Origin of the sequence: Psychromonas sp. MB-3u-54 (assembly GCF_002836415.1) — a bacterium.
In the GTDB taxonomy this organism is placed as follows: domain Bacteria; phylum Pseudomonadota; class Gammaproteobacteria; order Enterobacterales; family Psychromonadaceae; genus Psychromonas.
Genome location: NZ_PJBP01000175.1, coordinates 1 through 19,584, shown reverse-complemented (window position 1 = coordinate 19,584; position 19,584 = coordinate 1). Strand labels below are relative to the sequence as shown.

At 38.3% G+C, this 19,584-nt stretch carries 23 protein-coding genes; 13 read left to right on the top strand and 10 right to left on the bottom strand.

Translation table 11 applies throughout. The features are described 5' to 3' along the window. Positions 1-30: 30 nt before the first annotated feature. On the bottom strand, positions 31-210 hold the full coding sequence (lptM, locus tag CXF72_RS15100) for an LPS translocon maturation chaperone LptM (protein WP_101040154.1): 180 nt from the start codon (positions 208-210) through the stop codon (positions 31-33). A 143-nt stretch (positions 211-353) separates the two neighbouring features. On the opposite strand from lptM, the gene cyaY reads away from it, so the two are divergent. The 3 genes from cyaY to coaD all read left to right on the top strand — a co-directional run bounded on the left by cyaY (position 354) and on the right by coaD (position 1,681). Then, positions 354-668 (top strand): iron donor protein CyaY, encoded by a 315-nt coding sequence (cyaY, locus tag CXF72_RS15095; protein WP_101040152.1) that lies wholly within the window; start codon positions 354-356, stop codon positions 666-668. A 155-nt stretch (positions 669-823) separates the two neighbouring features. After that, positions 824-1,057, top strand: coding sequence for a hypothetical protein (locus CXF72_RS15090; protein WP_101040150.1), 234 nt, complete (start codon positions 824-826; stop codon positions 1,055-1,057). A gap of 138 nt (positions 1,058-1,195) precedes the next feature. Continuing rightward, positions 1,196-1,681 (top strand): pantetheine-phosphate adenylyltransferase, encoded by a 486-nt coding sequence (gene coaD / locus CXF72_RS15085; protein WP_101040148.1) that lies wholly within the window; start codon positions 1,196-1,198, stop codon positions 1,679-1,681. Positions 1,682-2,183: 502 nt separating this feature from the next. Here the strand turns inward: coaD and CXF72_RS15080 are convergent. The 5 genes from CXF72_RS15080 to radC form a co-directional block, all read right to left on the bottom strand. Then, positions 2,184-3,221: a hypothetical protein gene (locus CXF72_RS15080; protein WP_232785000.1), complete on the bottom strand. Its 1,038-nt coding sequence runs from the start codon at positions 3,219-3,221 to the stop codon at positions 2,184-2,186. Between the two features lie 1,072 nt (positions 3,222-4,293). Then, a complete protein-coding gene (mutM, locus tag CXF72_RS15075) occupies positions 4,294-5,106 on the bottom strand; it encodes a bifunctional DNA-formamidopyrimidine glycosylase/DNA-(apurinic or apyrimidinic site) lyase (RefSeq protein WP_101040144.1) in 813 nt (270 codons plus the stop codon). A gap of 445 nt (positions 5,107-5,551) precedes the next feature. Further along, positions 5,552-5,707 (bottom strand): 50S ribosomal protein L33, encoded by a 156-nt coding sequence (gene rpmG / locus CXF72_RS15070; RefSeq protein ID WP_011768487.1) that lies wholly within the window; start codon positions 5,705-5,707, stop codon positions 5,552-5,554. A gap of 11 nt (positions 5,708-5,718) precedes the next feature. Beyond that, on the bottom strand, positions 5,719-5,955 hold the full coding sequence (gene rpmB, locus CXF72_RS15065) for a 50S ribosomal protein L28 (RefSeq protein WP_011768488.1): 237 nt from the start codon (positions 5,953-5,955) through the stop codon (positions 5,719-5,721). Between the two features lie 134 nt (positions 5,956-6,089). Next, positions 6,090-6,767 carry a RadC family protein gene (gene radC / locus CXF72_RS15060; RefSeq protein WP_101040142.1) on the bottom strand — a complete coding sequence of 226 codons (678 nt, stop codon included), beginning with the start codon at positions 6,765-6,767 and terminating at the stop codon, positions 6,090-6,092. Positions 6,768-6,974: 207 nt separating this feature from the next. Between radC and coaBC the strand changes: the two genes are divergently transcribed. Genes coaBC through slmA form a run of 3 tightly spaced genes read left to right on the top strand, consistent with a single transcriptional unit; the run spans position 6,975 to position 9,302 of the window. Then, positions 6,975-8,210: a bifunctional phosphopantothenoylcysteine decarboxylase/phosphopantothenate--cysteine ligase CoaBC gene (gene coaBC, locus CXF72_RS15055; protein ID WP_101040140.1), complete on the top strand. Its 1,236-nt coding sequence runs from the start codon at positions 6,975-6,977 to the stop codon at positions 8,208-8,210. Next, positions 8,210-8,665: a dUTP diphosphatase gene (dut, locus tag CXF72_RS15050; protein WP_101040138.1), complete on the top strand. Its 456-nt coding sequence runs from the start codon at positions 8,210-8,212 to the stop codon at positions 8,663-8,665. The genes coaBC and dut overlap by 1 nt, the downstream gene beginning before the upstream one ends. Before the next feature lie 34 nt (positions 8,666-8,699). After that, positions 8,700-9,302: a nucleoid occlusion factor SlmA gene (gene slmA / locus CXF72_RS15045; RefSeq protein ID WP_101040136.1), complete on the top strand. Its 603-nt coding sequence runs from the start codon at positions 8,700-8,702 to the stop codon at positions 9,300-9,302. Positions 9,303-9,371: 69 nt separating this feature from the next. Here slmA and metJ read toward each other — a convergent pair whose 3' ends face one another. The 3 genes from metJ to ygfZ form a co-directional block, all read right to left on the bottom strand. Then, positions 9,372-9,662: a met regulon transcriptional regulator MetJ gene (gene metJ, locus CXF72_RS15040; protein WP_011768493.1), complete on the bottom strand. Its 291-nt coding sequence runs from the start codon at positions 9,660-9,662 to the stop codon at positions 9,372-9,374. Between the two features lie 83 nt (positions 9,663-9,745). After that, positions 9,746-12,466 carry a class I adenylate cyclase gene (locus CXF72_RS15035; protein ID WP_101040134.1) on the bottom strand — a complete coding sequence of 907 codons (2,721 nt, stop codon included), beginning with the start codon at positions 12,464-12,466 and terminating at the stop codon, positions 9,746-9,748. 216 nt (positions 12,467-12,682) lie between these two features. After that, positions 12,683-13,660: a tRNA-modifying protein YgfZ gene (gene ygfZ / locus CXF72_RS15030; protein WP_101040132.1), complete on the bottom strand. Its 978-nt coding sequence runs from the start codon at positions 13,658-13,660 to the stop codon at positions 12,683-12,685. Positions 13,661-13,767: 107 nt separating this feature from the next. Here ygfZ and CXF72_RS15025 point away from each other — a divergent pair, with 107 nt between their 5' ends. The 3 genes from CXF72_RS15025 to CXF72_RS15015 all read left to right on the top strand — a co-directional run bounded on the left by CXF72_RS15025 (position 13,768) and on the right by CXF72_RS15015 (position 14,767). After that, a complete protein-coding gene (locus tag CXF72_RS15025; RefSeq protein ID WP_101040130.1) occupies positions 13,768-13,974 on the top strand; it encodes a hypothetical protein in 207 nt (68 codons plus the stop codon). Positions 13,975-14,100: 126 nt separating this feature from the next. Next, complete coding sequence (locus CXF72_RS15020) at positions 14,101-14,352, top strand: FAD assembly factor SdhE (RefSeq protein ID WP_101040128.1); 252 nt, start codon at positions 14,101-14,103, stop codon at positions 14,350-14,352. Continuing rightward, complete coding sequence (locus tag CXF72_RS15015) at positions 14,324-14,767, top strand: hypothetical protein (RefSeq protein ID WP_101040126.1); 444 nt, start codon at positions 14,324-14,326, stop codon at positions 14,765-14,767. Before CXF72_RS15020 ends, CXF72_RS15015 begins: the two co-directional genes overlap by 29 nt. Positions 14,768-14,773: 6 nt before the next feature. On the opposite strand, the gene nadB is transcribed toward CXF72_RS15015, so the two are convergent. After that, complete coding sequence (gene nadB / locus CXF72_RS15010; RefSeq protein ID WP_101040124.1) at positions 14,774-16,405, bottom strand: L-aspartate oxidase; 1,632 nt, start codon at positions 16,403-16,405, stop codon at positions 14,774-14,776. Between the two features lie 231 nt (positions 16,406-16,636). Here nadB and rpoE point away from each other — a divergent pair, with 231 nt between their 5' ends. The 4 genes from rpoE (at position 16,637) to CXF72_RS14990 (ending at position 19,492) form a co-directional block, all read left to right on the top strand. Further along, on the top strand, positions 16,637-17,218 hold the full coding sequence (gene rpoE, locus CXF72_RS15005; RefSeq protein ID WP_101040122.1) for an RNA polymerase sigma factor RpoE: 582 nt from the start codon (positions 16,637-16,639) through the stop codon (positions 17,216-17,218). A gap of 12 nt (positions 17,219-17,230) precedes the next feature. Further along, on the top strand, positions 17,231-17,776 hold the full coding sequence (locus CXF72_RS15000) for a sigma-E factor negative regulatory protein (protein ID WP_101040120.1): 546 nt from the start codon (positions 17,231-17,233) through the stop codon (positions 17,774-17,776). Positions 17,777-18,034: 258 nt separating this feature from the next. After that, positions 18,035-19,039: a MucB/RseB C-terminal domain-containing protein gene (locus tag CXF72_RS14995; RefSeq protein WP_101040118.1), complete on the top strand. Its 1,005-nt coding sequence runs from the start codon at positions 18,035-18,037 to the stop codon at positions 19,037-19,039. Between the two features lie 3 nt (positions 19,040-19,042). Further along, entirely contained in the window at positions 19,043-19,492 is a 450-nt protein-coding gene (locus CXF72_RS14990; RefSeq protein ID WP_101040116.1) for a SoxR reducing system RseC family protein, read from the top strand. Positions 19,493-19,584 lie beyond the last annotated feature (92 nt).

Here is a 19,584-nt window from a genome sequence, read left to right as displayed (position 1 = left end):
AAATCAATGTATTAAAAAAGCAAATTTCTTTTATTCGTTTGCATTGATTTTTGTAGTGTCGCTGTCAGCTATTTCTGGTGATGATTGTACATTTTGTTGTTTAACAACAGGTGCCGGTTCGGGGGTTCTATACAGCGGCCCGGTTTTACCACAACCCGCTAATACCCCTGCAAAAAACAAGACTGTCATAAATAAATTAATGTTTTTCATGCTTTTTCCCAGCGAGTGATTGTTGCGCCACCTTGATAATGATATTTTTGCACGCAAATGGCTTAAATAGTCTGATTTCTGCATCTTTATGCAGTTTGCGTATATAATCGCATTTCATTGTTAAAAAGCAAAGGGGAAGTAATGTGAATGATAGTGAATTTATACAATTAGCAGATCAGCTCTACCAAAAGATAGAAGAGAAAATTGAAGAATCCGGTGCCGATGTGGATTATGACCAAAATGGTAGTCTATTAACACTTGAATTTGAAAACCATAGCAAGTTAATTATTAACCGTCAGCAACCCCTGCATCAAGTTTGGTTGGCGACATTAGAAAATGGACATCATTATGACTACAATGATGGCAAATGGATAGATGATCGCAGCGGTGATGAGTTTTTAACCTTTTTATCGGCGGCTATTTTTAAACAATCAAAAGAAACGGTCGATTTTAGCTGAATAAAAGGCATTGTTCTGCGGAATCTATTTAGAAATACCCCAATCATTGCTGCGCGGTAGATTGTTATGTTTTTTATATGAAATATAATCTGTATTGGGTTGTTTCTTTTGTTTTTTAAAGTAAATAATCGCGAATATTTTCAATGGAGTGAATAATGTTTAAATTCTTTTTTGTTTATCCGGCTATAGCATTAATTGCTATTTGGCTGGCAAGTGATACTGAAGTCGGAGCTTCGCTGTATGCACTTGAGGATAATTATATTAAGCTCGAATTTCCAAAGGAAAGTTTGCGCTCGGCCAACAATCCCGATCCTTGGTACAGCTTTTATTGGAATGCAGGTTCTGCCCGTGAAGGTTTAAATAAAATTAATGATGCTGTGGTTAAGTAAATGTAATTAAGTAAATATAATAATGATGTTAATGATGCTGTGGTTAAGTAAATGTAATTAAGTAAATATAATAATGATGTTAATGATGCTGTGGTTAAGTAAATGTAATTAAGTAAATATAATAATGGTTGAATCAATATGAAAACAGTTGTTTTTCCCGGTTCATTTGATCCGGTCACATTAGGTCATATTGATCTGATCAGCAGAGCCAGTAAACTCGCGGAAAGAGTGGTTATTGCCGTGGCAATCAACACCAGTAAAAGAACTTTGTTCAATTTAAATGAGCGTTGTGATTTATTATCCAAAGCAACGTCTCATTTAAGCAGTATTGAAGTGATCCCTTTCTCGGGTTTATTAGCAGATTTTGCTAAAGAGCATAATGCCCAAGCCCTGATTCGCGGGATACGCGGTACGACGGACGCGGATTATGAATTGCAATTGGCGCAAGTGAATAAAGCCTTAAATACAGAATTAGAAACCATTCTGTTACCCGCCAATGCCGCCACCGGTTTTATTTCATCAACAGTGGTTAAAGAGGTCTTTAAGCATGATGGAGATATTGACCCGTTTGCACCACCTTGCGTGAAACAAGCGTTATTGATAAAACGCTCCGAGAATAGTTAACTCAGCCTTCGGCATGACACTATTTGTAACATCTTGGTTGTTTGTAAGCGTTCGCTTATAGCGAATGGTTAAACTTTCATTGTTGGTTTTCCGCCCTGACGGCGGGTTAGATGATGAGAAACCGAAACGCAGTTTCGCAGTGCGAGAGAATCATGCTCTTTCAACAGCAAAAGAAAACAGGTCACGCGGAGCTTAGCCCGCACGTGATAATATGCTGTCGCATAACTCGCCCAAAAGAATGCCGTATACAGGGACGGCTGGGCCTGTCCTGCTCATACGCCTGAACTGGCGTTCAATTCGCTCATTTTTCCACTTGCTAAAGGAATTAATTGATCAAGAAAAATGGTCGAAAATTGCCTAAGCACTGTGGTTTGGCATTATTCATATAACGGGTGTTATGGTAAATGTAGAGATACGTCTAACTTGCTTTGAGGCGTAAATGAATCACAAAATAAACAAAGTATTACAGTAAAAAGCAATACTTGCCCTTTCCACTTGAAAGCTATCTTAGTTTACTAGCACTCTTTTTTGGATTCGCATCCATCAGTATAATATTAAAATAACTTTTACCTTTTTTCTTACCGTCTTCAATGAAAGAAAGCAACTTACGGTATGAGTTTGTCGAATGACCCGAGTCAATGACGACGTATATACCTTTGTTTATTTTTTCACTGATTAGGTACTGCGAAAGCTGCCTTGTGTAGCCTTCAAGTGCGCTTAGACTCGAAGATAGCTTAAGCTCGACGCAGACTTTTGAATTATTTCCTTGAGAAAACTTAAAATCAACATTTCCCCTACCACTGCTTGGCTCAGGTGACATATCAACGCCAAATAATTCACTGACTCGACCAAGAACAGCAGCAAATACATTCTGAAAGTGCTTCTCTGGTTCGTTTTTCAAGCTCTTCCAAAGCCCTTTTTCTTCAATCTGATGCTTGAAAGATTCAATCTCAACCAAAAGCCAAATATATAGTTCGTCTTCGTCCATTTTTAGCTGAAAGTATGAATTTTTCCGATCCATAAGAAAGCCAACGTTATCGTCAATAATATTCAAATGACTTTGGATGCCGATAAAGTTTTTGGTTTCGATTCTTCTTGCGATCTGCTCTCCAATTTCAAATAAGTGGTCAAATAACAACCATGAGCTAAAAATACCATGGTCAATATCACCACTAAACTCATAGTCTGCGATTAATCTATCTTCAATTCCCCCCTCTTCATCGTAGACGTTGAAAGGGCTTAAGATTCTATCTCTCGCATATTCTTTCCTGTTTTGGTTGAAGTGACATCTGATCTTCCTAGTTAAAAATTCATAGAAACTAGGTATGTCTTTCACTTTTGCTTGGAGATTACCATATTGGTTCGAATGGTAATTATCATATCTGTCATTACTAGTAGCTCTATCGTATTCAAGGAAAACTGCCTTCGCTTGAGAAGATTGAGGATGTGTCAAAGAGGAGGTGTACTTAAATATATGGTTTCTCTCCTCAATGACAGATGACTCGATATATATTTTGAGTTGTTTAATTTCATCAGTCATATTTAAACTATTCCATATTATCTAAGCTTTGGTTGGTTATACATATAAATTTCAATACATTAACAGATGTAAGACGAAACCATTAGTTACTTCTTTTTAAGTTTAATAGGCATAGTGAGCTTGGCCCTCTAACAGGACAACCATATATGCTTCAAAGTGATTAGAGACCTACAAATTTGTAGCCTTAGTGTGTGTGCGTAAAATACCTATTATGTTAAGTCGTGGATTTTTCTTATGAAAATAGCAGTTTCAGTATTAAATCAACGTAAAACGTTTAAAAGTAATGATCAATCAACCAATATCAAGCTTGAAATGGCAAATCGAAAAAAAATTTTTTACGAATATTTTTTGAGCATAAAAAGGATTTTTCCATTTGTGGTTTTTCTAAGCTCAAATAACTAAAAGAGTCTGCTTTGCGTTTAGATCACAAAGGCTGGGTATCTATTTTTACATTCCTATGAACTTTTATTTGTTATGTAATTCAACTTATTAGAATACCAATCCAATGCGGCGACGTATTTCCCGTCCATTTTTCTTGCTCAATCAATTCTTTTAGCAAGAGAAACCTTGGATGGTTTCTCTAAGCGAGCGATGCACATGGATGTGCATTCGAGCAGGTGCGTTAAAAAAGAATTGATTGAGTAAGATTAAAAAAATGGCTCGGGCAGCCTTTCTTTTGGGCGAGTTATGCGACAGCACATTGTCACGAGCGGGCTAAGCTCTGCGTGACCTGTTTTTTTTGGCTGTGCAAAGAGCATGATTCCCTCGAACTGCGAAACTGCGTTTCGGTTTCTCATCATCTAACACGCCGTCAGGGGCGGAATACCAACAACAAAAATTCAACCATTAGCCCACAAGCGAAAGCTTACTGCAAATCAACACGGATATATTCTTGCTGTTGAGAGAGCATAACTTCCTCGAACTGCGTTTAGCTTGATCATCGCCTACAAGCCGTGAAGGGTAAAAGACTAGCAATCAGAGTTAAGGGTAAGCATCCACAAGCGAAAGCTTACTGCAGGCTAATACGGCGTGTTTATGCAGGTATATTGGATAAAAACAATCATCAAGGAAGCTAGCTCTGGCAATTTGGGCAGTACACACTGGCTCTTGCGGCTAATTTAACGGCTTTTAAAGGCGTTTCGCAGTGCGGGCATTGCTGACCCGTTTTACCGTAAACCTGTAGCGTCTGTTGGAAATAGCCGGGTTTACCGTCACTGCCGACAAAATCTTTCAGGGTGGTGCCGCCTTGCTTTATCGCTTGTTGTAAAATTTCTTTAATTGCAGCAACCAATACTTGATAGCGTTTTTCAGAGATATTGCCGGCCGCCCTTAATGGTGAAATCCCACTGTTAAATAAGGCTTCAGTCGCATAGATATTACCGACACCGGTTACGACTTTTTGATCCATAATAAATTGTTTTACCGGCAGTTTACGTTTTGCAGACCGATCGTATAAATACTTCGCACTAAAATCATCATCGAGGGGCTCAGGGCCTAGTTTATTTAGCAGCGAACAGTTTTCCGGTGTTAAACCTAACCATAAAATGGCCCCGAAACGGCGCGGATCCGTATAACGTAATAAACAATCGGTGAAAACAAAATCGGCATGGTCATGTTTTTTTGGCGGGCTATTCAATGGGCAAATTTGTAAACTGCCCGACATGCCCAGATGAATTAACAAGGTACCGCTGCTAAAGTTGAAAAGCAGGTATTTAGCGCGGCGATCGATAGAAAGTAAAATTTTATGGTTAATTTCTGATAATAAATCCTGCGGTATTTTCCAGCGTAATTGTGTATGCCGCAGCACAACATCCTGGACAGATTTATTAATAAGGTGCGGGCTGATCCCTTTTCTGCTGGTTTCTACTTCCGGTAATTCGGGCATAAAATTCTCTCTTTGAACTGATATTCTCAGTGTACTGACTCTTCGAATAAAATCTATGCTTGGTTTATCTTTCGGAATATAAATAGAAGGCATTGAGAGGAAGCGGGAAGCGTTATATTTGTCACTAAACCGAAGGGAGCGGAAATGCAATTTTCCAGATGACTGAAAATGCACATGAATAAAAAAATCTCTGTTTTTATGTTACAAAATATAAGTGAATGAGTGCTTAAAATTAATGACTATCGGAATGATTTACGGATAGAGAATTTTTGAATTTGACTGAGCGGAGGTAGTATTAAAAAACAGATATCAAGTTTACGGGAGGGGTTTGTTATTTTACGAATGATAGGTTTATCGTCTATTTTAGACAGAAAAGTCCGGATTAAGTCTTTTTTAGATATAAAAAAACCCAGTATAAACTGGGTTTTTGCAGACTAAATCAAGATCACTTGATTTTGCCTTCTTTGTACATAACATGCTTACGTACAACAGGATCAAACTTTTTGATCTCAAATTTTTCAGGCATAGTCTTTTTATTTTTATCAGTAGTATAAAAATGGCCAGTACCAGCACTTGAATTTAAACGAATTTTATCACGCATTTTAAAGCTCCTTAAACTTTTTCACCCTTGGCACGGATATCAGTTAATACTGAATCAATACCTTTTTTATCGATGATACGCATCCCTTTAGTAGTTAGGCGTAGTTTCACAAAACGGTTTTCACTTTCTACCCAAAAACGGTGTGTTTGTAGGTTAGGTAAAAAACGACGTCTTGTCCGGTTCTTTGCGTGTGATACATTGTTACCAACAGCTGGACGCTTGCCTGTAACTTGACATACTCTAGACATGTCGTGATTCTCCAAATAATAGTTTTACTCGAGCAAAATAGTCGAACACCTTTTTTAGCCGTCGCCAAAGGCGTCGAGGGCGCATTTTATACATGATTGAGTATGAAAGATCAACAAAACTCTGAGTTTATACCTTAAATCCACCCATTTTCTGCAAATGAGGTACATTTTCTGTGCCCAACGACCAAATGATCTAAAACTCGGACGTCTATTAATTGCAGTGCAGAAACGATTTTTCGAGTGATTATTTTGTCCGCTTCGCTTGCTGAGGGATCGCCGGAAGGATGATTATGGACCAGAATAATTGCCGCTGCATTTTCAGATAATACTTTTTGCGCGATAATTCTGGGATGGACTGTTGCGCAGTCGATTGACCCAAAGAAAAACTCATGGAAGCGAATAATACGATGTTGTGTGTCTAATAATATGGCCGCAAATACCTCATAGGGTAAATTGTGCATCTTAGCGATTAAAAAGGCTTTGGTTTGTGTGGCGCTGGTTAAAGCATTACCTTTACTTAAGGGTTCTTGTAAATAGCGGCTGGACATTTCAAGGACTGCCTGCAATTGCACATATTTTGCCTGTCCTAACCCTTTTTTTTCACAAAAATCCGATTCTGATGCCGCAAATAAAGCATGTAAAGAGCCGAATTCACTGAGCAGCTGTTTCGCGAGTGTGACAACATCAACACCGCGGCAGCCAGTACGTAAAAATATGGCGAGTAGTTCCGCATCGGAAAGTGCTGCTGTGCCTTTTTGCAGTAATTTTTCTCGCGGCCTTTCCTGATTAGGCCAATCTTTTAATTTTGTCATGAGCTAATATTCCGATAATTAACTATTGTGGCTATAGCTTGGCAGCAGTGAATGCGGGAAAGGCAGTAAATAAATTGCTATTAAGGCAATTTTTGATAAGTATAGCGCAGCCATTAAATTGCGATTAAATCTAGTCGATTTATTCACATTTTGCTTAATTACTTTGCTATTCTATAGCCTTCTTATTTGTTATATTGAGTCTCGTAAATGTCTGATAATCCTATTTTGAGCGGGAAAAAAATATTACTTGGTATTGCCGGTGGCATTGCTGCGTATAAATGTGCAGAATTAACGCGCCGTTTAAAAGATCAGGGCGCAGATGTCCGAATTGTGATGACGGCTTCGGCGAAGGCGTTTATCACGCCTCTCACTATGCAGGCTGTCTCCGGACATGCTGTTGCCGACGATTTGTTAGACCCTAATGCAGAATCCGGGATGGGGCATATCGAGTTGGCCAGATGGGCGGATCTTGTTTTGCTTGCGCCTGCCACTGCAAATTTAATCGCGCGCTTACGTGCGGGCATCGCGGATGACTTATTAACCACGTTATGTTTAGCGACATCCTCTCCTATTGCCGTTTCGCCGGCAATGAATCAGCAAATGTATCTGGCACAGGCAACACAAGACAATATCAGCGTATTAAAGCAGCGCGGGGTACTTATTTGGGGGCCAGGACAGGGCGCGCAAGCCTGTGGCGATATAGGGCCCGGCAGAATGCTTAATCCGGCTGACATTGTGGATCACGTAATGGATTATTTTAATGACAAAAACCGCTACCTCACGGGTGTCAATATCACTATTACGGCTGGACCTACCCAGGAAGCCTTAGATCCTGTTCGTTATATCAGTAACCATAGTTCCGGTAAAATGGGTTTTGCATTGGCGCAGGCGGCACAAAAAATAGGGGCTAATGTGACTTTAATTAGTGGCCCGGTGCAGTTGAGCACGCCGAGCGGGGTGACTCGATTAAATGTGACAAGTGCATTAGATATGCACCAGGCCAGTTTATCCTGCCTTAATAACTGCGATATTTTCATCGCTTGTGCGGCTGTTGCCGATTATAGAGCTGAGACGGTTGCTGAGCAAAAAATGAAAAAACAGCCGGGTATTGATGATTTAACTATTAAGTTAGTAAAAAATCCGGATATTATTAAAGATGTCTCAAATCATCAAAATCGTCCTTTTTGCGTTGCTTTTGCTGCAGAAACACAGGATCTTGAAGTTTATGCAAAAGACAAATTAAAACGTAAAAATGTAGATTTAATTGCAGCGAATGATGTTGGAAAAAATGGCCAGGGTTTTAACAGTGAAAAAAATGCGTTAAGCGTATTTTCCTGCGAAGAGCGATTTGATATAACGCTTGCCGATAAAAAAGTGGTTGCCGGGCAGCTACTTAAAATAATAAGCCAACAATACGCTTTGAAAAATAAAGGATTGAAATAATGAAACAGATAGAGCTTAAAATTCTCGACCCCCGCATTGGTAACGAGTTTCCGCTTCCTGAGCATGCAACAGCGGGATCTGCCGGGATGGATCTGCGTGCTTGTATTGATAAAGCCTTAATTATTAAGCCTGGAGAAACGCAGCTAATTCCTACTGGTATTGCAATCCATATTAGCGACCCTAAACTGGCAGCAACTATTTTACCGCGCTCAGGACTTGGCCATAAGCATGGTATTGTTTTGGGAAATTTAGTGGGTTTAATTGACTCGGATTATCAAGGTCCGCTAATGGTTTCTTGTTGGAATCGAAGTACAGATAGTTTTTGCCTTGAACCGGGTGAGCGATTGGCGCAGTTGGTTTTTTTACCCGTCGTACAGGCAACATTTGAAATTGTTGATGAATTTAAGGGGTCTGAACGAGGTGAGGGTGGATTTGGTCACTCAGGAAAACATTAATTTCAGTTCAAAACAGCAAGGGAAGTTGTAAATTATGGTGGCAAAAACAACTAAAAAGAAAGTAAATCGCAAGGAAGATATTTTACACGCATTGGCTAAAATGCTTGAAGGTCAACCTGGCCAGCGTATTACAACTGCAAAATTAGCAGCTGAAGTCGGCGTTTCGGAAGCCGCATTATATCGCCATTTTCCAAGCAAAGCGCGTATGTTTGAAGGATTAATTGATTACATTGAATCAACCATTTTCGCCCAAATAAATTTAATTAAAGAACAGCAAAAACAAACATTCGTACGTATTGAGCATATATTATATTTTTTATTAGGTTTTGCAGAGCACAATCCGGGTATTACGCGCATTTTAACCGGGGATGCTTTATTGGGGGAAAATGAGCGCCTGCAAACCCGTATTGAACATGTTTTTTCAAAGTTAGAGTCACAACTCAAACTGATTTTGAGGGAAAAAGCCATTTTTGATGGCGGTAAACTGAGTATTGATGAGGCTATCGTCGCGAACTTATTACTTGCTTACGTTGAAGGGCGTATGAGTCAATTTGTACGTAGTCAATTTAAACAGAAACCAACACAATATTTTAATACTCAATGGCCATTTTTATACCGGCAGCTGCAACAAAGTTAATCATAAATAAAGCGTTAAACTGCGTAGAAGAAGTGAATTACAGGCTGATCATCTGCACAGTTTAATTTTCTATTTTTTCATTAACTTTTTAACGCTTTCCGGAATGCCTGTGGCTTGATTTTTATCAAGGTCTCCATCTTCTGGCAGCGGTTGTCCAGTGTACGCATGTAAGAAAGCTTCACATAATAACTCACTGTTAGTCGCATGGCGTAAGTTATTTACTTGACGACGGGTGCGTTCGTCGGTCAATATTTTAAGGACTTTAGTGGGTATGGAGACTGTTATTTTTTTTACTTGCTCACTTTTTTTACCGTGTTCAGCATAAGGGCTGATATATTCACCATTCCATTTTGTCGACATCTTTATTACCCCATAAAACTAGAAAGGTTATTTTACCTTTTGTTGCTTATTTTGGCAATCTATACGTAAAGAGGGCTAGATGTCTATGGCTCATTTTCTTTAGTTGTACTGGTAAATGACGATAAAACAAGCTCTTTATTGTCAGATAATTCAATTTCATAAAACTGCGGTAAGTTGAAGTTGATTCTGTCATCTGGCTTGTTCATTTCATTGTTATTTGAAGCATAAAATCGATTTACGTTTTGTACCAAATCATCTTTACCACCCGTAAAACTATGCAGTGTTTCTATCTCATTATCAGCATTGGCAATATACACATTAAAACCATCATGATAATTTTCAAAAAAGAACTGCACTATACCTTCACTGATATGTGAGCCAATAACTGATACTGTTTTATCAAAATAGGTGTTTTTTAAATTAAGGGCACTATTAGATACTTTTTTATTGGAAATATGGCTGTAAATATCAACAAGGTTTTTTAAATGTTGTACTGAAACGCCCGTTTGTTCAAAGTAAAAGGCAAAATTTTCTTCGCCTGTTTTTAAGGTTTGCACGGATCGCTGACTGAGAGAGTCTAAACGTAACTGTATGTATTCATTTAGTTTTGAGCTAAATGCCTGACTTATTTGAGCCTGAAACTGGCAACTGTAACAAAATAAGTCTATTTGCTCCGGAGGTTGAGCCCCTTGATGCATTTTCCCCAAAATAGTATGCAGCGCATCAATAACGGATTGATTACTATTAAAGTGTAAGGTGCGCACCTCATTCCAAGAGTTTCGATAAATAAGGTCAATACTGCCAATTAAACACTCTTTATCTTCACCGTAAGAAAAAACATCTCCCAGTTGATCATCTTCACTTTCGGAGGTACTTTCCCAGTGCCGAGTGGGATCCCTTTCAAGATTTAAAAAAATGGTTAAGTGTTTAATCTCACAAGGGCGGCTTAATGCATTGTTGCTTGCTTTGGGAATATAAATAGGAAAAACCGAGTAAAGATCTTGAATAAACTGGTTTAGTTTTTTATCCACAAGATCAGACCCTTGATTATAGATATATAATTGTGTCTCCTCTTCGTACAATCCATTCATATGGCACCAGGCAACTAATTTGGCAATATATTTAGCATACATTAATGTCGGTGTATTGATCAGGGTAAAGCTATCAAGAGAGCAGTTATACAGGTACCATCCTGCCGCATTTTTTCTATTCTCAGGCACTTGAATAAAGCTCAGATTGGGCTCCGATAGATCCGGTGATATTTTAGGATTAATTAAGTCTACTTTACCCGGTAGGCTTTCGTGCGCGGCATAAAGTTTGCGCGACAGTATACCTAAATCTTCAGCACTGATTGAACCTTCAATATTATTATCACGCGCGAAGCGCAGTAATTTACTGTAACTTGCCATCAAAGTACCAAGCAATATATCTTTAGCGTTACTGACCGCTCTCACTTTCCATTTTTTTCGATTATCTAAGTCTGCAATATGATCCTTATTCCAGTCCCATCGTTTGACAAATTTCGTTAAAACTTGGCGCCGCCAGGACGGTGGATCAATAGTACAAATTTTTGAAAGATTTTCTTCCGTTTTTAGATAAAAGCAAGCGCGTACCACTTCAAGGCGTTTAAAGTCGTTAATTTTATTTAAATACGAGGTTACTTTTTCCAACATTAAGCAATAGGGATCCAGATATTCAAGATCCGTCTGTTGTTCTTGAAAGCGTTTTTTATAATATAATGCAATCAGTTCAGTATTGGGATATTCCCAAGAATAAGCTTCCATAAGAATGGTTTTTAATACGGCTTTATAGGGTGTATCTATGCCCTTGTAAAGTTGCCAAAGTGTTGCGCCAAAATACTCTTCAGCTGGAATGCGGTCAAATCCGCCTAGATCTAACCAGTCATCGGGATTTAATCCACCGTTATCATAGAGTTTTTGCACATATTGGTTGTAATTTTTTTCATGTTCAAAGGGGACTTGCCACCATAAAATGCGTTTTCCAGCGATATGCAGTTCAGTGCGATAAAACTCATCAAGTAACAATAAATGCTGCGAAGTACCACATGCATCCATGGTCATATCGGATTTATTATCAATCCGAAACTTGTTATCAGGAATTAAAAAAAAGTTAAGTTCGACCCCGTAACCCTCAGCCCAATGGGTTATTAACCAAGATTTATTCTTTAATAGTTCGACACGCTGTGCATCCATTTGATGGGGATAACAAATCCAAATGTCCAGATCACTTTCGGAAGATTGACCTATTGAGGCCGTACTGCCCATTGCATATAAACCAATGATGTCCGCTTGCGAAGCTTTTTTTTGTGGTTCATCTTGAAATGACAATAAGTTATTCAGTTGTATTTTTAAGTTTGCTGAGTGAGCTTTTTGGGACTCTTTTAGATATAAGGGTGATTTATATGCTTTGGTTTTTAAGTCAGTTACTTGAGTTTTTTTCTGTGGCTCATCTTTAAATAATAATAAGTTATTTAGTTGTCTTTTTAAGTCTGCCGGTGTTGCTTTTAAGACAGTTGCTTGCGCTTTTTTTTGAGGCTCTTCTTGATAGGAAAATAATTCACCCAGTTGTTTTTTCTGTTTTTTCGTAACATTAAATTGATGTATACCAACGGGAGTATCACCCTTAGTATATCCTGGAAGGCTGGGGTGATTATAATGGAATAAAAGAGGGAAAGTATGAAACACAGTAAGGGTGTCTGCATCCATCAATAATTCAGCTGATTGTATTCGCAGGCGAGTTAATTCGTCAGCTTTATCACGTAATCTTTTTATTTCTGGATTCAACGGAGAGCCTGCTACCCATTTCATTAATCAATGAACAAGGGAGTAAATGAAAGTGTGATAAGCCTAGCATTTTTTAGTGCAACGGTAAATGTCAACTTTTTGTATTCTACTGCAATATAAAGTCAATCTTCTTTATAAAGAAGGACTTAATAAGCAAATGCACAACGATTAATAAAGAAACAGATTTCTTACCTGTTGTGCATTTTAGCTGAGTTATTAATCGTCTATTTCATAGGGGAGAGGAGCATAATAAAGGGTTGAACCTTCTATGCCTTGTATTTGATAAACACTTTGTGAATCGCTGTTTTTTGGTAAAATGGCTAATACTTCGATATGTCCATCGCCGTATTGGCACCCGGAGATGATAGTACCCACACGCTTCCAATTATTGTTTAATGAAACTTGTACATTTTGTCCAGCTTGGGGGGCTTCAGTTGCTTGGCCAGTGAGAATAAAGAGTGCCCTTTTATTTGCTCCTCTGTATTTTGTCCGAGCAATGGTTTCTTGACCAATATAACAACCTTTAGTGAAACTGATACCATTAAGGGCCTGCAGATTGAGCATTTGAGGAATAAACAACCCAGATGTTTCCTGCTCGATAAAGGCGATTCCTGAAGCAATATTCATCGCGTTCCATAAACTATCATCATAAGTACTGGCCTGATCTTTTAGGTCTTCAGTTAACTGCGTTGCTTGCTGGTTTTTTACAATCATTAAATAACGTAATGATGGATAGGGTTGTTTGATGATAACGCCCTGGTCATCATCTAGCAGGCTACTCTCTTCATGAGTCACTGACATATCGAAATTCTTGGCAATATAAGCCGCCGATTTACAGCCGGCTAAACCCAATAATTGGTATTCAGTTTCTTTTTTTATTTCAACTTTCGAAAAGGTCGCATATTTTTGTAATTCAGGTAGCTGTTTTGCCGTTACTGATTTCGGCTGAATCAGTAAAATTCTATCATTTAAAACAATGACTCGAAAAATACTCCACACTTTACCCTGCGGGTTACACTGCGCGGCCAGTGTTTGCTGTCCTGGTTTTAAAATCGTCAAATCACATGTGAGCTGTCCCTGTAAGAAGGTGATACGATCTTCACCTGTTACGCTGATTAAGTCCCAGCTATTTAGTGGGCATAATACTAAGTCGGGTAACTGGCTAATATTATTGAGTTGACTAAGTTTAAACATTTTAGGCCTCATCTCTCTAGGGTTATGATATTTTACCATGGTATAGCTCACAACATAATTTGTCAGTAGTTGCTGTTAATAATTTATTATTGTTATGATGTATACCCATGTTACTTAAAGATGCATTTTCAAGTAATTTGGGTATTTATACCCATGTCACTTCAAAATGCTTTGTCAGGCGCAAGGTCGGAGACCAGAGCAAGACGCAACATGAGGTAATGGTTATTCCCTTTTCGATTGGTGCAACGCAGCGCTGGTTTTCGACCTTGCGCCCCTTAGGGCAAGGAAAATTGTGCCAATCTGCGTTGTTATAAAATCTCTATGTAGAATAACTATACTTCAATTTTATGCCTAGCATCTCAGCACAATTTTTCTTGCTGACTTTGCATTTTGAAGTATCATGGGTATATGCACTTTATTTTAAATAGGAAAGCAAAGAAATGGCTGAAGCCGTCAATAAATCGCGTTTATTATGGGCATGTCGCCGAGGTATGTTAGAGCTCGATGTGTTATTTATCCCTTTTGTGAAGGAAGCTTATGATGACTTATCTGATCCGGATCAGCTGACCTTTGAACGTTTATTGACCAACGAAGATCCGGATTTGTTTGCCTGGTTCATGGGCCATAAAAGCTGTCCCGATGCCGAACAGGCCAAGATCATCGATGTCATACTCAAGCGCGTTAAAGTATAACATTTGTGTAAACACCTCACTCTACGGAGGTGTTTTTGTTTTTACCTTGTACTCTTCCCTGATTCTATTATTACTGCTGGTTGTTGAACTAACTTGGCTAAGCATTACGTTATCTCTTTTTTTACTGGGAATTGCGGCCTATGGCGGGAAAAAATCCTATGCCGATACTTACAATATAAAGTTAAGTGATACCGGAAAAATGGAGGTGGTGTTTGCTGATAAGGAGTTGATCAGCGGCGAAATTGGGGGCTCTTCGTTTTATAATGGTTTTTGTTTATTTATTCATTTGCAAAGCAGACCCACTGACTTAATTACCCGGAAAAAGCCCTTCAAGAAATTTATTGTGATCTACAAAGATGCCGTTAAAGAAGATGAGTACCGGTTATTAGCCCGATTGATTAAAATCGGGCGGTAGTCAATGTTAACTGTCTTTTTCGGGACTGAGAATGGTGGGTTTTGGATTGTCCAATTGTTCGGGGTAATCAAGATTGTAGTGTAAACCCCGGCTTTCTTTTCGTTTCATTGCACTTTTTATTATTATTTCAGCAACTTGTACTAAATTTCTGAGTTCCAGCAGGTTGTTGCCTACTTTAAAGTTACTGTAATATTCATCGATTTCTTGCTGCAATAACTGTACGCGTCGCAGAGCTCGTTCTAAACGTTTGTCGGTTCGAACAATACCAACATAATCCCACATGAATAATCGCAGTTCATGCCAGTTGTGCTGAATGACGACCGCTTCATCGGAATCATCTACTTGACTCTCATCCCATTCAGGAATTTTTGCAAATTTTCGCTCTTTATAAAAAGGAAGTCGGTTAATAATATCTTTGGCGCAGGCATGTGCATAAACAATACACTCTAATAACGAATTAGATGCTAAGCGGTTTGCGCCATGCAAGCCGGTATAAGAGACTTCTCCAATCGCATATAATCCATCTATATCCGTTTGCCCATGGTGATCAATCATCACACCTCCACAGCTATAATGTGCTGCGGGCACAATAGGCATAGGTTGCTCGGCCATATCGATGCCGAGTGACAAGCAGCGATGGTAAATAGTTGGAAAGTGTTTAACGATGAATTCTTTGGATTTATGGCTGATGTCTAAATACATACAATCTGCACCTAAACGTTTCATTTCATAATCTATTGCCCGCGCAACAATGTCACGAGGAGCGAGCTCTGCACGTTCATCAAAATCAAACATAAAGCGTGTACCATCCGGCCGCAGCAGATAAGCCCCTTCTCCGCGGAGCGCTTCAGTTAACAAAAAGTTTTTAGCATCAGTATGGTATAAGCAGGTAGGGTGGAACTGATTAAACTCCATGTTGGCAATACGGCAGCCACTGCGCCAGGCTAAAGCAATACCATCACCGCTGGAGACATCTGGATTACTGGTATATTGATAAACTTTACTGGCACCGCCTGTTGCCAGTGTTACAAAATTCGACTTAATGATTTCAACTCGTTCGGCTTTACGGTTCCAGACATAAGCACCTAAAATGCGGTTTGCCGGCAGGTTTAATTTTCGGCTGGTGATTAAATCAACCGCATTATAACCCTCCATCAGGTTGATATTTTTATGTTTTTTGACGGCGCTTAGTAAAGTCGTTTCTATCTCTTTTCCCGTCGCATCAGCAGAGTGCAGAATACGGCGATGAGAATGCCCGCCTTCTCGCGTGAGGTGGTAGTGTGTTTGCCCATCCCCATCAATTTCAGTATCAAAACCCACGCCGGTATCAATTAACCATTGAATACTCTCTTTCGCATTACTGACGGTAAAGCGAACAGCTTCTTCATCACATAAATTAGCGCCTGCGATTAATGTATCCTTTATGTGATCTTCAATACTATCGTTATCCGAAAAAACAGCAGCAACTCCCCCCTGGGCGTATAAGGTTGAACCTTCAGAAAGCTTACCTTTACTTAATACATTGATTTTGGCGTGCGGGGCGAGCTTTAATGCTAATGAAAGCCCGGCAGCGCCAGCGCCAACAATCAGGACGTCACAAGTATGTTGCTTTTCACTTATTGATTTACTTTCTGTCATAGCGTTATATGCTCTGTTATTAAGGTCATTTGTTAGTATGAATTTCATTTTGATATCAGTCACTTTAAAATGAGAATCTATACTTTTCAACTACTTTAGGTATATTAAAGACAAAGTCAGTCCAAAAAAATCAATTTTTTTCATTTTTTCGGAACTTTATTTTTTATTCAAAGTCATAAGTGTGGGTGCTAATAGGGCTCACCAACATTATTAATAGGTAGAGAAGCCCTAATGAGTGAACGAGATTTAGATTTACAACTGGTTCGGCGTATTCAAAACGGGGATCAAGTTGCTTTTACATTGTTAGTTAGAAAATACCAAACTCGCGTTGCAAATATTTTAACGCGTTATGTGCGTAATACTGGCGATATTGCCGATGTAGCCCAAGAGGTATTTATCAAAGTACACAACTCTCTGCCCTCTTTTCGTGGAGATAGTGCTTTTTATACATGGTTATATAGAATTACAGTGAATACAGCTAAAAATTATTTAACAAGTCAAAGCCGTCGACCGCCAGCATCTGATATCGATGCAATGGAAGCCGATAGTTTTGATGGCAGTGATGCATTAAGGGAAGTTGACAGTCCTGAGGGAATATTAAGATCTCAGGAAGTAAAAAAAGTAATTTTAACAACTATTGAGCAATTACCCTCAGAACTAAAAGCGGCGATTACGTTTAGGGAACTTGAGGGTATGAGTTATGAACAAATAGCAATTATCGAAGATTGTCCTATCGGTACAGTTCGATCTCGTATTTTTAGAGCTCGTGAAATGATAGATAAGCATCTGAAACCTCTATTAGTAGAAGATTAATTGGGAAGCAAAATGAAAGATGTGAATGAACAACTGTCAGCGATTGTTGATAATGAATTTATTGATGAGAAGTTAATTGATGAACTACTGATTAATAAAGATAAACAGGATCAATTTTGTCGTTATCATTTAATTGGTGATGTGATGCGTGGTGATGTTACGGATCAATTCATTAATTTTGATATTAGTCAGCAAGTCATGGCTGAGATAGAAAAGCCTGCTAAAACGGCTCCTGTTGCGGAGTTTGATAGCAGTACAGCAACAGCGCTGCAAAAAGGTGAAAATAACGTTATTTCTTTTGTTAAACGTTTTGGACAATACGCGATCGCCGCATCTGTTGCGGGCGTAGTAGTGTTAGCAAGCCTTGTTACTTCTGAACCAGCCTTTGAAAATAACAGTGTTGGACTTGAAGTGTTAAAAACGGTGCCGATGGGCGCTGCAAATCCGGTCAGTTTGCAAACAACTAAAAAACAATCGCAACTGGAAGTTAAAAAACATAATGACCGATTAGAAGCGTTATTAAATGATCATCAATTACAATTACAAACACAACCTTAAATAAGGTAGTGCTATTAAAGACTTGCAGTTTATGTAAACATTTAAATAACCTAAAGATACAACTGCAAACACAGGCTTAATTACTGCTGTGTTAATATTTTCTGCTCAAGCAAGCGAAGACAAACAGTCAAAAAAGATAACCTAACTGCTATTAAATACTAGCAGTTTATTAAAACGGCTTATAAAGATTTAAATTATGAAATATTATATTTAAATAACCTGAAATATACAGCTGCAAACACAACCTTAAGGTAAGTAATGAAATTGATCGTATATTTTAAAACGTTAATTACTGGGGTGTTAATATTAATTGCTGGTGCCGCATTTTCTGTTCAAGCAACAGAAATGAGCAACGATCAAGCAGTCAAAGAAGATAATTTAACTGCTATTGAATACTTGCAGTTTATGCAAACTGCCTATAAAAATTTAAATTATGAAATATTATATTTAAATAACCTGAAAAATACAGTTGAGCCGAAACAATTACTCCATGGTGTTATTAACCAGGAAGAAATTGCATATTTTCGTTATTTAAACGGTGCAATGCGTGAGTCTTTACAATACTTGCAAAAAATAAGTTACTTTGAACAAGGCTCACAACCCTATACGTTGCAATCTACTCGCAACCAAAGTGTTTTTGCAAATATTGCTAATTTTAATTATGAGAAGGGGTTAGAGTCCTACGAATATATTATTTTAGGAAAAGGGCGCATTGCAGGTAAAACAGCCATGGCAATACGCATGATAAGTAAAGATCAATATCGTTATAGTTATATCATTTGGGTAGATCTTGATACCCATTTGCCATTACGCTTAGATACTATTAATAATTCAAATATTATTCTCGACCAGATAATGGTTGTTTCATTAAAAGTCAGTGAGCAGGTTAATCCATGGTTAGAAAGTTTAAGTAATCAAAAACTGCCTGAATTATTCCATTTATCGCAAACATCTAATCTTCAGGCGTCTTTATGGCAGGTCGATTGGCTGCCTGCTGGTTTCAATATTGTTAAAGATGATCAGCATAAATTAGTGATGTATAAAAACGAACCAGTTTCCTACATAATGTTAAACGATGGTATTGTTTCTGTTTCTATTTATATATCAGCTAAAAAAACAACATCAGAGCAGCAAAAAACAATTCAACGCGGCGCAACGGTTTTATATACCGATCAAAAAAATAATTTTGAGATTAATGTAATTGGTGAAATACCGGTCGCCACTGCCAAGCGTTTAATAGAGTCAATTTCAATAGTGGAATAAAAAATGGTAGCTGAACAAGGGAAAATAATCGCAATAGAAAAAAGTGAGGGTGAAACCCTTGCTCATATTGAATACATTTCAAAATCTGCCTGTTCCTCATGTCAAAATAATGATACCTGCGGTGTGGGTGTCGTATCAAAATCCTTTTCAGACAAAGCGCTTCAATTTACCATCCCCTATGCAGAGGAAATGGCAGTTGATAAGTTTGTTGAACTGAATATTAACAATAATGATTTAATAAAAAGTGCCATGTTAGTCTACCTCGTCCCTCTGCTCTTTTTTATCACTAGTGCATTGATAGCCAAACAGCTTAATATAACCAATGAAGCCTTTATTATATTAATAGCAATTAGCTGGGCGGCGGTTGGTTTTGTGATAACCCACTTCGTTAGTAAAAAATTGTACCCTCAAAAATCTATCAACCAGCTAATCAGCAGCAAAACAATACAATAACGGCTAACTAAAGAACATTTTGTTGGTTAATTAACCGTTCGCGCATTTTATTGAAATAATAGTCAATAAAGCCCTTGCCAAGGTTCATAAAA

What these genes read in the sequence shown, in the direction of transcription:
- rpoE (WP_101040122.1), top strand. Translation starts at nt 16,637, where the DNA reads ATGAGTGAACGAGATTTAGATTTACAACTGGTTCGGCGTATTCAAAAC.
- mutM (WP_101040144.1), bottom strand. Translation starts at nt 5,106, where the DNA reads ATGCCCGAATTACCGGAAGTAGAAACCAGCAGAAAAGGGATCAGCCCG.
- CXF72_RS15000 (WP_101040120.1), top strand. Translation starts at nt 17,231, where the DNA reads ATGAAAGATGTGAATGAACAACTGTCAGCGATTGTTGATAATGAATTT.
- CXF72_RS15080 (WP_232785000.1), bottom strand. Translation starts at nt 3,221, where the DNA reads ATGACTGATGAAATTAAACAACTCAAAATATATATCGAGTCATCTGTC.
- lptM (WP_101040154.1), bottom strand. Translation starts at nt 210, where the DNA reads ATGAAAAACATTAATTTATTTATGACAGTCTTGTTTTTTGCAGGGGTA.
- slmA (WP_101040136.1), top strand. Translation starts at nt 8,700, where the DNA reads ATGGTGGCAAAAACAACTAAAAAGAAAGTAAATCGCAAGGAAGATATT.
- radC (WP_101040142.1), bottom strand. Translation starts at nt 6,767, where the DNA reads ATGACAAAATTAAAAGATTGGCCTAATCAGGAAAGGCCGCGAGAAAAA.
- rpmB (WP_011768488.1), bottom strand. Translation starts at nt 5,955, where the DNA reads ATGTCTAGAGTATGTCAAGTTACAGGCAAGCGTCCAGCTGTTGGTAAC.
- CXF72_RS14995 (WP_101040118.1), top strand. Translation starts at nt 18,035, where the DNA reads ATGAAATTGATCGTATATTTTAAAACGTTAATTACTGGGGTGTTAATA.
- CXF72_RS15015 (WP_101040126.1), top strand. Translation starts at nt 14,324, where the DNA reads ATGTCATACTCAAGCGCGTTAAAGTATAACATTTGTGTAAACACCTCA.
- CXF72_RS15020 (WP_101040128.1), top strand. Translation starts at nt 14,101, where the DNA reads ATGGCTGAAGCCGTCAATAAATCGCGTTTATTATGGGCATGTCGCCGA.
- coaBC (WP_101040140.1), top strand. Translation starts at nt 6,975, where the DNA reads ATGTCTGATAATCCTATTTTGAGCGGGAAAAAAATATTACTTGGTATT.
- CXF72_RS15090 (WP_101040150.1), top strand. Translation starts at nt 824, where the DNA reads ATGTTTAAATTCTTTTTTGTTTATCCGGCTATAGCATTAATTGCTATT.
- coaD (WP_101040148.1), top strand. Translation starts at nt 1,196, where the DNA reads ATGAAAACAGTTGTTTTTCCCGGTTCATTTGATCCGGTCACATTAGGT.
- CXF72_RS15025 (WP_101040130.1), top strand. Translation starts at nt 13,768, where the DNA reads ATGTTACTTAAAGATGCATTTTCAAGTAATTTGGGTATTTATACCCAT.
- nadB (WP_101040124.1), bottom strand. Translation starts at nt 16,405, where the DNA reads ATGACAGAAAGTAAATCAATAAGTGAAAAGCAACATACTTGTGACGTC.
- rpmG (WP_011768487.1), bottom strand. Translation starts at nt 5,707, where the DNA reads ATGCGTGATAAAATTCGTTTAAATTCAAGTGCTGGTACTGGCCATTTT.
- dut (WP_101040138.1), top strand. Translation starts at nt 8,210, where the DNA reads ATGAAACAGATAGAGCTTAAAATTCTCGACCCCCGCATTGGTAACGAG.
- CXF72_RS14990 (WP_101040116.1), top strand. Translation starts at nt 19,043, where the DNA reads ATGGTAGCTGAACAAGGGAAAATAATCGCAATAGAAAAAAGTGAGGGT.
- metJ (WP_011768493.1), bottom strand. Translation starts at nt 9,662, where the DNA reads ATGTCGACAAAATGGAATGGTGAATATATCAGCCCTTATGCTGAACAC.
- ygfZ (WP_101040132.1), bottom strand. Translation starts at nt 13,660, where the DNA reads ATGTTTAAACTTAGTCAACTCAATAATATTAGCCAGTTACCCGACTTA.